Origin of the sequence: uncultured Ruminococcus sp. (genome assembly GCF_946415235.1) — a bacterium.
GTDB lineage: Bacteria > Bacillota > Clostridia > Oscillospirales > Ruminococcaceae > Ruminococcus.
Genome location: NZ_CAMKRR010000117.1, coordinates 1 through 8,486, shown reverse-complemented (window position 1 = coordinate 8,486; position 8,486 = coordinate 1). Strand labels below are relative to the sequence as shown.

Below are 8,486 nucleotides of genomic sequence, written 5' to 3'. Positions count from 1 at the left end.
GTATAGTTGTACTCAGGACCGAGGCATATAGCAAGGTTGCCGGGGATAGTCCATGTTGTCGTTGTCCATATAACGAAGTATATCTTTGAAAGGTCAAGTCCGAGGCCTGTGAATATGCCCTTGTCGTCTGTTACGTTGAACTTGACATAGATGGAATAGCACGGATCGTTTGAATACTCGATCTCTGCCTCTGCGAGAGCTGTATTGCAGTCGGGGCACCAGTATACAGGCTTGAGTCCCTTGTACATATAGCCCTTCTTAGCCATTGCGCCGAATACCTCCACCTGTCTTGCCTCGTACTCGGGGCGGAGAGTAAGGTAGGGATAGTCGTAATCGCCGAGACTTCCCAGTCTCTTGAACTGGTTCATCTGGTTCTTTACATGGGTAAGAGCGAAATCATGGCAGTGCTTTCTGAGATCTACCGCAGGGATAGCGCCGTTCTCAACGCCGATAGCCTTCATGGCTTTCAGCTCGATAGGAAGTCCGTGAGTATCCCAGCCGGGAACGTAGGGTGAGCAGAATCCGCTCATATTCTTGTACTTCACGATAAAGTCCTTGAGAGTCTTGTTGATGGCTGTACCAAGATGTATCTCGCCGTTTGCGTAAGGCGGTCCGTCATGAAGTATATAAGTGGGCTTGCCCTTATTCTTCTCTATCATCTTGTAATAGAGCCTTTCATTCTCCCATTTCTTGAGAGTTTCAGGCTCTCTTTTAGGCAGATTTCCGCGCATGGGGAACTCTGTCTGCGGTAAATTAAGAGTACTGTTATAATCCTGTGCCATACTATCCGATCTCTCTTTTAAAAGCTCAGAGAGATCCTCCTTTCGATCTTTTTGTTTATGATTATTCCTCGACCTCTGAAGCAACTGCTGCTGCGATCTCTTCAGCTGTCTCGGCTTTTTCCTCTGTCTCCTCTTCCTCTGTGTCATTGTCGAATGTCTCGGGCATAGAGGAAATGAGCTCGAGGTGGCTCTTGTACATATCGAAGAGGCTCTTCTTGAAGTCTGCTACCTGCTGCTGAGCTTCGATGAGAGCTTCCTTTTCCTTTGCGATCTCCTCGCGGTTTCTTTCCATAGCCTCAGCGTGCTGACGTACAGCCTCGTCCTCGAGAGCGTCAGCCTTTGCCTGTGCCTCTGCGATTATCTGCTCTGCCTTTTCGTTGGCTTCGTTGAGCACCTGATGTCCCTGCTTCTGAGCGCCGAGAAGAGCGTCCTTGAGAGCGTCCTCGTCCTTCATATACTCTCTTACCTTATCGGCAAGCACCTGTATCTTGCTGTTTGCCTCAGAGCGCTCGCGCTCCATTTCGTCGAGCTCTGCTTCCAGCTGGTTGAGGAACTCGTCTATCTCCTCCTGCTTGTATCCGAAAGCTGCTTTTTCAAACCTTTTGTTTCTGACATCTTTTGAAGTTATCATTTCAATTCACCTCTAAATATATTTCTTCAAGTTAATGTGTATGCGGTCTTTCTTTGTATGACCGTTAATCCCGGAAAGTACAAATCTTCCGTAGCCCCTAATCGACAATATATCTCCGCCCCTTAGTTCATGGGAGACTGATGGAACGGGCAGGTGATTGACTTCAACTCTGTCCGTGCGGATAAGTGCCGCTGCCTTTTCCCTGCTGAGCTTTGCAGCAAGTCCGACCACACAGTCGAGGCGCAGCGAAGCAACTGTACCGCATATTTCCTGAAACTTCTGAGCGTTTTCAAGTATAAACGGCTTATCGTCGGCGATCTTCACTCCGACTCTGCCTATTTTGGATAAGCTCCCGCTGATATGCTTTGCAGCCACCCCCGTGACGAAAGCCTGTGCAGTTCCGTCAGTGACCACTATATCTCCTATGACATCGCGTTTCAGCTGCAGGCCCATGAATGAGCCGAGAAAGTCCCTGTGAGAGAGCCTGTCCTCTTCCCTATAGGTAAAGGTAAGGCAGACGAATGGGAATTCCCCGAGGATATACTCCTCGCAGTAATCGGGGTATATGGCAAGCATCCTGCGTCTTGCGTCCTCATAGCCGCCCCACAGTCTGTACCTCAGCGCCCCTGTATTCCTCGCGCACCATGCTTCTGCTTCCGCGCACTGTCTTTCATCGAAAAAGGACGAGAACACGGCTGCTCCGTCCCTTTCACAGAGCGCTGCCATGTCCCCGAGCCTTGCGGTAAAAAGCTTATCCGACGGTTCGTTCATCAGATGAATACACCGTTGTTCTCCAGCTCGCCTACGAGGTCCTCGCCGATAAAGCCTACATTATAAGGAGTGATGATGTAGGTAAGATTAGCGACAGGCTTGAGGCTTCCGCCGTTTGCATAAGCAACGCCTACGAGGAAGTCGATAATCCTTCTCTTGTTCTCGGGCGAAGCTGTCTCAAGGTTGAGAACTACTGTCTTTTTAGCGATCAGGTGATCTGCTATCTGCTTTGCATCTGTGAAAGCAGAGGGCTTTACGAGTACCACCTGAAGCTGTGCTGTTGTCTGTATATTAACGACCTTATTGCGTCTTTCTCTGCTCATGCCGCCTGACATTCCTTCGTTTACGGGAGCATCATCCTGTGCGGAGGACTGGAAGCCGCCGCGTTCGCTGCGCTCATGGCGAACAGGAATATCTGCGTCAAAATCATCGTCCTCTTCAGCAAAGAAAAATTCCTTAATGTTCTCAAAAAGTTTCATCTTAATACTCCTTCTCCGCATTATTTATATTTTTATCTCTCTTCACAGGATCAATGCGGAGTATCCCGTGTTGATCTTCGGCTTTCCGCCGGGAGTTACTTTGAATAGTCCCTTGCGCCGAACAGTCCCGTGCCTATACGCACCAGTGTTGAACCGTGCTTTACAGCCTCGGCGTAATCGTGGGTCATACCCATTGAAAGCGTATCCATGCCCGTATACTCGGAGGAGATGCTGTCGTACAGCTCCTTCATGCGTCCGAGGAAGATATCGCTGTCTGAAGGCGGCGGAATGGTCATAAGACCTCTTACGCGCACCCCATCGAGCTCCGAGAGCCCGCTGATAAGCTCCTTCAGTCCTGCGGGAGCAATACCGCTCTTGGACTCCTCTCCGCCTATATTTACCTCACAGAGGATATCCATTACCCTGCCGTTCTTAAGGGCGAGGCGGCTTATCTCCTGTCCCAGCTTAAGGCTGTCCACGGACTGTATCATGCTTACTGTATTTATAATGTATTTTACTTTATTTGTCTGCAAATGACCTATGAACTGCACCTCTGCTGACTTGTCATAAAAGTCTGCTTTAGAGAGGTACTCCTGCACCCTGTTCTCGCCGAGAAGATCTATTCCCAGCTCAACGGCGTGATTTACCGCCTCGGGAGCAACAGTCTTCGTGACTGCCATGATACGCAGTTTATCGTCGGGGCTTCGGTACTTTGCCATTGCCTCGGCGCATCTTTCTTTTATTATGTGCAGGTTCTCGTCGATATAAGCGAGATCGTTGTTATTCATTTGTATCGACCTCCTCTATCAGTATATCATCATAAAGCGCAAGGTAATCGTCATCGTTCACGGGCTTTGACAAAACGTAATCGCTGCCCTCGTAAACGACCTCGATCCTCTTGAAGAGTATCTGCTCGCCCTTTCGGATATAAACGCCCTTTTGATTTGAGGTCTTTTCGGTGACATTGCCATTTCCGTCGTCCACGGTCTCTGTGACCTTGGCGAAGCGGATAGCCTCACGGGGCACTTTAAGACCCGTACAGTCATCCTTGATGAGCTCGACTATCTCGGCTCTGTGCTGTACAAGCTCGTAATTGAACTTATCGCAGGAAATGATGATTATACTCTTATCCTTCTTTTCATCGCGGATATCATATATCACCGCAGGATAGCTCTCTGCCGAAGAATCGAACCTCAGCGAGATCTCCTCGCCCACTGCATACTGCTTATTGGAATTATCCGCAACTATGGCAAGATACCAGCCATAACCGTCTATGAGCTTGCCCACCACGTTTGGCGCGGTAGACTTCCTGTCACTGATCTCCTCGAGCATGGATACGGTGAGCTTGTCCATATTCTTTGTGTTCAGCTTGTCCTCGTAGCCGTCGATATAGCTTACGAAATAAGCAGAACGCGGAGCCCTGATCGTCTCGCTCGGAGCTGTTCTCTTTGCGTTGAGCTTGTCTATCTCATTTTTGATGTCAAGTATCTTCTGGTCGAAGCCCTGTACCTCATCAGTAACTATCTGGTATGTACTTAGCTGTATAAGAAGGTCGTCCTTGACATCGCTGAGTTCATCCAGATTTCCCATATCCCTGTAATAGATAAGGCTGCGGTAGCTGTCGCTGATACTTTCGGAAAGGCTTGAAGGCTGTGCTGATTCAAGAGTACCGGGATTGGTTATCTTTTCCAGTATGCCCAGCTCTTTGTTGAGCTTGGCCAGCTCATGCTTGATGCTCAGCTGTTCATCATCGAGGTAAGCCTCTGCGATGACGGTATCGTTTCCGACCTTTCCGCCGTCCGATACGTTATAGCTGAGAAAGCCGTTCCCGCTGTAAAGCTGTATCTCCTCGTCCCTGATGAATACGCCTTTATATTCCCTGGACGACAGCGCAGAGGCTGTGAGAGCGGAGACCGTATCGCTTTCCTTGTTTCGGAAGTTATAGACTATGCTTATAAACACGATCAGAAGCAGCACCAGCACCACGTTCCTGAGGAACTTGACCATGAAGCTGCCATCCGACTTGGAAAATCCCATTCAGATCACCCTTAGTCGTTCTTTTCGGAAGCGTCGAGTATAGAAACCGATCTTGCGGGGATGATAGTGGAAATTGCGTGCTTGTATACGAGCTGCTGCTTTCCGTCGCAGTCAAAGATAGCTACATAGCTGTCAAAGCCTTTTACCATTCCCTTGAACTGGAAGCCGTTAGTGAGTATGATAGTCACCATAATCTTGTCTTTTCTGCACTGATTGAGGAACACGTCCTGCAGATTGATTGTTTTGTTCATACACATTCTCCTATCAGATTTTTGTTTCCGTGTAAAGCTTTGAGGGTAAAATTTTTTTCAAATAACCCGCGCAGAAATACACACAGTACATTATATCACATTTCCAAGTATTTGGCTATAGTTTTTTTGCATTTTTCTAATATTTCATTATTTTTATTAAATCTGTCCAAAAACAGCCAGTTGATACGGGGGTTTTTTCGAAACCACGTCAGTTGACGCTTTGCATACCGCCTTGTCTCCTGCTTTACGGTGTCTATACAGTCGGAAAGAACGGCTTTACCCTCAAAATACGGGATAAGCTCCTTATAGCCTATGGCGTTGGCAGCGGTCTTCATGCCGCTTTCCTGCCACAGCTGACGGGCTTCGTCTATAAGTCCCGACCTCACCATTTCGTCCACACGCATATCTATACGGTCGTAGAGCTTCTGCCTGTCATCGAAATTGAGCCCGATAATAAGGGACTCATAGGGACTTTCCACAAGGCGGCTCTCCTTTTTCAGCTCACTGAACCGCCGCCCAGTCACCTTGCAGACCTCAAGAGCGCGGACAACTCTGACGAGATTGTTGGGATGTATGCCCTCTGCGGCTTCGGGGTCAAGCCCGGCAAGCCGCGCATGGAGCGCTTCATTGCCGTTATCGCGGGCATAGGCGTAAAGCTCCTCACGGTAAGCCTCGTCGCTGCCGCCCTCGGAAAACTTCACGTTCTCGAGAAGAGAGTCGATGTAAAGCCCCGTACCGCCCACGATTATGGGAAGCTTTCCGCGGGAGAGTATATCCTGTATCTTCTCATTGGCAAGCTGAACATAGTCCGCGGCACTGAAGCTCACGTTCCTGTCAAGGAAGCCCATGAGGTGATGGGGTATCCCCTGTTTTTCGGCTTCCGCAGGCTTTGCCGAGGCTATGTCCATGCCCTTGTATATCTGCATGGAATCGGCGGAGATGACCTCTCCGCCGTAAATCTTTGCAAGCTCAACGCCCAGCCATGTCTTGCCCGAGGCTGTCGGTCCGACTACTGCAAGCACGAAGGGCTTTTTATTCTTTTCGTTCATTATCAGCTTCTCCCGACTGTATACGTTTTATCATTTTTGATGTCTCCGCTTTCCTTCTCACCCTGACAGCAATTATCACGGCAATAAGAACAATTGCAGGCACCAGAACAAGTACGGGGACAACGACCATCAAATAATAGGGCGGTCCCGTGCTTATGCGGCAGGAAAGTATTTCGCCGTCCGTCTGGATGATATATGCGGCAGGAGTATTAAAAACCACCGTTTCGAGTTTCACCTCATCGGTAACTGCGAGAACATTCCCGTCCCTGTCGCAGTAGGCGACCTTTATCTTGCGGAAGTGATTGAAAAGCTTGTTATTATCAACATTAAGCTTAAGACAAACGACCGAATGTTCCGTAAGGTCTGCTTTGTCAAAAACGGCGCAGTTATGCCGCAGGAGCATACTTGTACAGCAGTCCTTATCATACGCCGCAAGTCCGCAGTCCTTTGTGACTCCGAGAAGCCGTGCATTTTCCTCGTTAAAGTCGGCGGCATACTTGTCATTTTTCCTGTCCTTTACGAGTATATCCGCAAAAGCAGTGCCCGCGGGAGCGTTTTTCAGTTCAATATTCTGACAGCGTGTATCAGTGTTCCATGCATAGGCGGTGATGCCGCCGAAAAGACACATAAGCAGCACACAATATACTGCGATAAAGACTTTGACCGCTCGTTTCATGACCCCCTCCTTACGTTCTTTTGAACTGATGTGAGATATTGCTCTTTGTCATGGTGAACATCACAGGTCTGCCGTGAGGGCAGTGACGTATCCTCTCGTCGAAGTAGACCTGCTCAGCAAGGGACTGCAGCTCCGCGATGTCGTTTTTGTCATTGCCCTTTATTGCCGATTTGCAGGCAACTGTATGAAGCATATCGTCAAGCATATGCGACTGTGGATCATGACTGTACAAACGGAGATTATTGGCTATCTCGGAGATTATGTCCTCCATATCCAGCTCCATTATGAATGTGGGAACTGCCGTCGCCACAACGCAGGGCTTCTCGGAGAAGTCAAAGGCAAAGCCCATATCCGCAAGGAGCTCCTGATTTGTTTCAAGGGCGCTGAATTCATCCCCCGTGAGAAGAACTTTAACTCCAGTAAGGAGCTGCTGGCTGTACTGACGGCAGTTGCGGCTCTTCAGGCGCTCGAAGATTATACGCTCATGGGCAGCGTGTTTGTCTATCATTATCATGGTATCCTCGCCCACCTCAGCAACGATGTAAAGTCCGAAGGCTTCGCCGATAACACGTATCTTCGGCTTTTCAGTCCATACTGACTCCTTCGGAGCTTCGGGCTCGGCAGGCTTCGGCGCAGGTGCAGCCGCAAAGGACTGCTGTGTGATATAGCTGAATCCTTCAACTGCCGCAGGCTCGGTTTCTTCTTCCCTGACAGCTTCGGGAGCGCTCACGCCGACAGGCTCCGCAGCTTTTACGGGAGCTGTTTCCCTTTCGTATACGGGAGGCGCCTGCTGTACGGACTTTGGCTCGTCGTAGGCAGGGCTCGGCTCGATATCCGCGGTAACAGGCGGTTCTTCCCTCACAGGCTCGGGAGCCGCATAAACAGGTGCAGGAGCTTCTGCAAGCTTCTGCTCGGTCTCCTCTATCTTGTCAACTGGAGTAAATAAAAACTCCTGCTGCTTTATCTCCTCCTGCTCGGGAGCAGCCTTTGTCCAGTCCGCATGGGGCTTGAGCTCGAATTCGTATATGAGCCCGTCCTTCATCATTGCGTTCTTCACAGCAAAGTAAATGGCGTCGGAAACGGATTTCTCATTAGTAAATCGCACCTCTGCCTTTGTGGGGTGGATATTTACGTCCATAGCGCTGGGGGCAAGGTCTATGAGAAGCACACAGGCAGGGAATTTTCCCGTCATTATCATGTTGGTATAGGCGTTCTCGAGAGCTGACGAACACAGCCTTGAACGGACGTATCTGCCGTTCACGAAGAAATTCTGGAATGCGCGGTTTGTCTTTGAGTACAGGGGCTTTATGACAAAGCCGCCTACGTGTACTCCCTCGTATTCGTAGTCAACGGGTATGAGGTCACGGGCAAAGTCCCGTCCGTAGACCGCATATATCGCCGAAAAGAGCTCACCGTCGCCGCTGGAGTTGAACTCCGTGCGGTTATCGCGGATAAATCTGAAGGAGATATCGGGGTGGGACATGGTTATCTTCTGCAATATGCTGCTGACTGCATTTGCCTCTGTAACGTCCTTTTTCATGAACTTTCGCCTTGCGGGAACATTGTAGAACAGGTCGCGGATTATGACGGTAGTACCGTCGGGGCAGCCGCTCTCCTCATGGGACTTTTCGGCGCTTCCCTCGATAGCATAGAGTGTGCCGTAGAGCTGACCGCTCTGCTTGGTCATTATCTCCACACGGGAAACCGCCGCCACGGAAGCAAGCGCTTCTCCGCGGAAGCCGAGGGTGAGGATATTGTCAAGGTCCTCCTTTGCGCTTATCTTGCTGGTGGCATGACGAAGAAAGGCTTT

The 8,486-nt window shown here is 49.7% G+C and carries 10 protein-coding genes; all 10 read right to left on the bottom strand.

The genetic code is table 11. The features are described from left to right. Positions 1-782, bottom strand: a 782-nt coding sequence (locus tag Q0R37_RS14010; protein WP_294755178.1) for a class I tRNA ligase family protein, incomplete at its 3' end; no start/stop codon positions are given. 61 nt (positions 783-843) lie between these two features. Next, positions 844-1,413 (bottom strand): DivIVA domain-containing protein, encoded by a 570-nt coding sequence (locus Q0R37_RS14005; protein WP_294755177.1) that lies wholly within the window; start codon positions 1,411-1,413, stop codon positions 844-846. 12 nt (positions 1,414-1,425) lie between these two features. Further along, on the bottom strand, positions 1,426-2,184 hold the full coding sequence (locus Q0R37_RS14000) for a YlmH/Sll1252 family protein (RefSeq protein ID WP_294755176.1): 759 nt from the start codon (positions 2,182-2,184) through the stop codon (positions 1,426-1,428). Then, a complete protein-coding gene (locus Q0R37_RS13995) occupies positions 2,184-2,663 on the bottom strand; it encodes a cell division protein SepF (RefSeq protein ID WP_294755175.1) in 480 nt (159 codons plus the stop codon). Before Q0R37_RS13995 ends, Q0R37_RS14000 begins: the two co-directional genes overlap by 1 nt. Before the next feature lie 95 nt (positions 2,664-2,758). Continuing rightward, positions 2,759-3,451, bottom strand: a complete 693-nt coding sequence (locus Q0R37_RS13990; RefSeq protein WP_294755174.1) for a YggS family pyridoxal phosphate-dependent enzyme — start codon at positions 3,449-3,451, stop codon at positions 2,759-2,761. Beyond that, positions 3,444-4,700, bottom strand: a complete 1,257-nt coding sequence (locus tag Q0R37_RS13985; RefSeq protein ID WP_294755173.1) for an HlyD family efflux transporter periplasmic adaptor subunit — start codon at positions 4,698-4,700, stop codon at positions 3,444-3,446. Before Q0R37_RS13985 ends, Q0R37_RS13990 begins: the two co-directional genes overlap by 8 nt. A gap of 11 nt (positions 4,701-4,711) precedes the next feature. After that, positions 4,712-4,951: an RNA chaperone Hfq gene (hfq, locus tag Q0R37_RS13980; RefSeq protein ID WP_294755172.1), complete on the bottom strand. Its 240-nt coding sequence runs from the start codon at positions 4,949-4,951 to the stop codon at positions 4,712-4,714. Between the two features lie 95 nt (positions 4,952-5,046). Next, positions 5,047-6,000 carry a tRNA (adenosine(37)-N6)-dimethylallyltransferase MiaA gene (miaA, locus tag Q0R37_RS13975; RefSeq protein WP_294755171.1) on the bottom strand — a complete coding sequence of 318 codons (954 nt, stop codon included), beginning with the start codon at positions 5,998-6,000 and terminating at the stop codon, positions 5,047-5,049. After that, positions 5,984-6,676: a hypothetical protein gene (locus tag Q0R37_RS13970; protein WP_294755170.1), complete on the bottom strand. Its 693-nt coding sequence runs from the start codon at positions 6,674-6,676 to the stop codon at positions 5,984-5,986. The genes miaA and Q0R37_RS13970 overlap by 17 nt, the downstream gene beginning before the upstream one ends. A 10-nt stretch (positions 6,677-6,686) precedes the next feature. Beyond that, a partial coding sequence (gene mutL / locus Q0R37_RS13965) for a DNA mismatch repair endonuclease MutL (RefSeq protein WP_294755169.1) occupies positions 6,687-8,486 on the bottom strand: 1,800 nt, incomplete at its 5' end.

Coding starts and splice junctions, on each gene's coding strand:
- Q0R37_RS14005 (WP_294755177.1), bottom strand. CDS start 1,413: ATGATAACTTCAAAAGATGTCAGAAACAAAAGGTTTGAAAAAGCAGCT.
- miaA (WP_294755171.1), bottom strand. CDS start 6,000: ATGAACGAAAAGAATAAAAAGCCCTTCGTGCTTGCAGTAGTCGGACCG.
- Q0R37_RS13970 (WP_294755170.1), bottom strand. CDS start 6,676: ATGAAACGAGCGGTCAAAGTCTTTATCGCAGTATATTGTGTGCTGCTT.
- Q0R37_RS13985 (WP_294755173.1), bottom strand. CDS start 4,700: ATGGGATTTTCCAAGTCGGATGGCAGCTTCATGGTCAAGTTCCTCAGG.
- Q0R37_RS13990 (WP_294755174.1), bottom strand. CDS start 3,451: ATGAATAACAACGATCTCGCTTATATCGACGAGAACCTGCACATAATA.
- Q0R37_RS13995 (WP_294755175.1), bottom strand. CDS start 2,663: ATGAAACTTTTTGAGAACATTAAGGAATTTTTCTTTGCTGAAGAGGAC.
- hfq (WP_294755172.1), bottom strand. CDS start 4,951: ATGAACAAAACAATCAATCTGCAGGACGTGTTCCTCAATCAGTGCAGA.
- Q0R37_RS14000 (WP_294755176.1), bottom strand. CDS start 2,184: ATGAACGAACCGTCGGATAAGCTTTTTACCGCAAGGCTCGGGGACATG.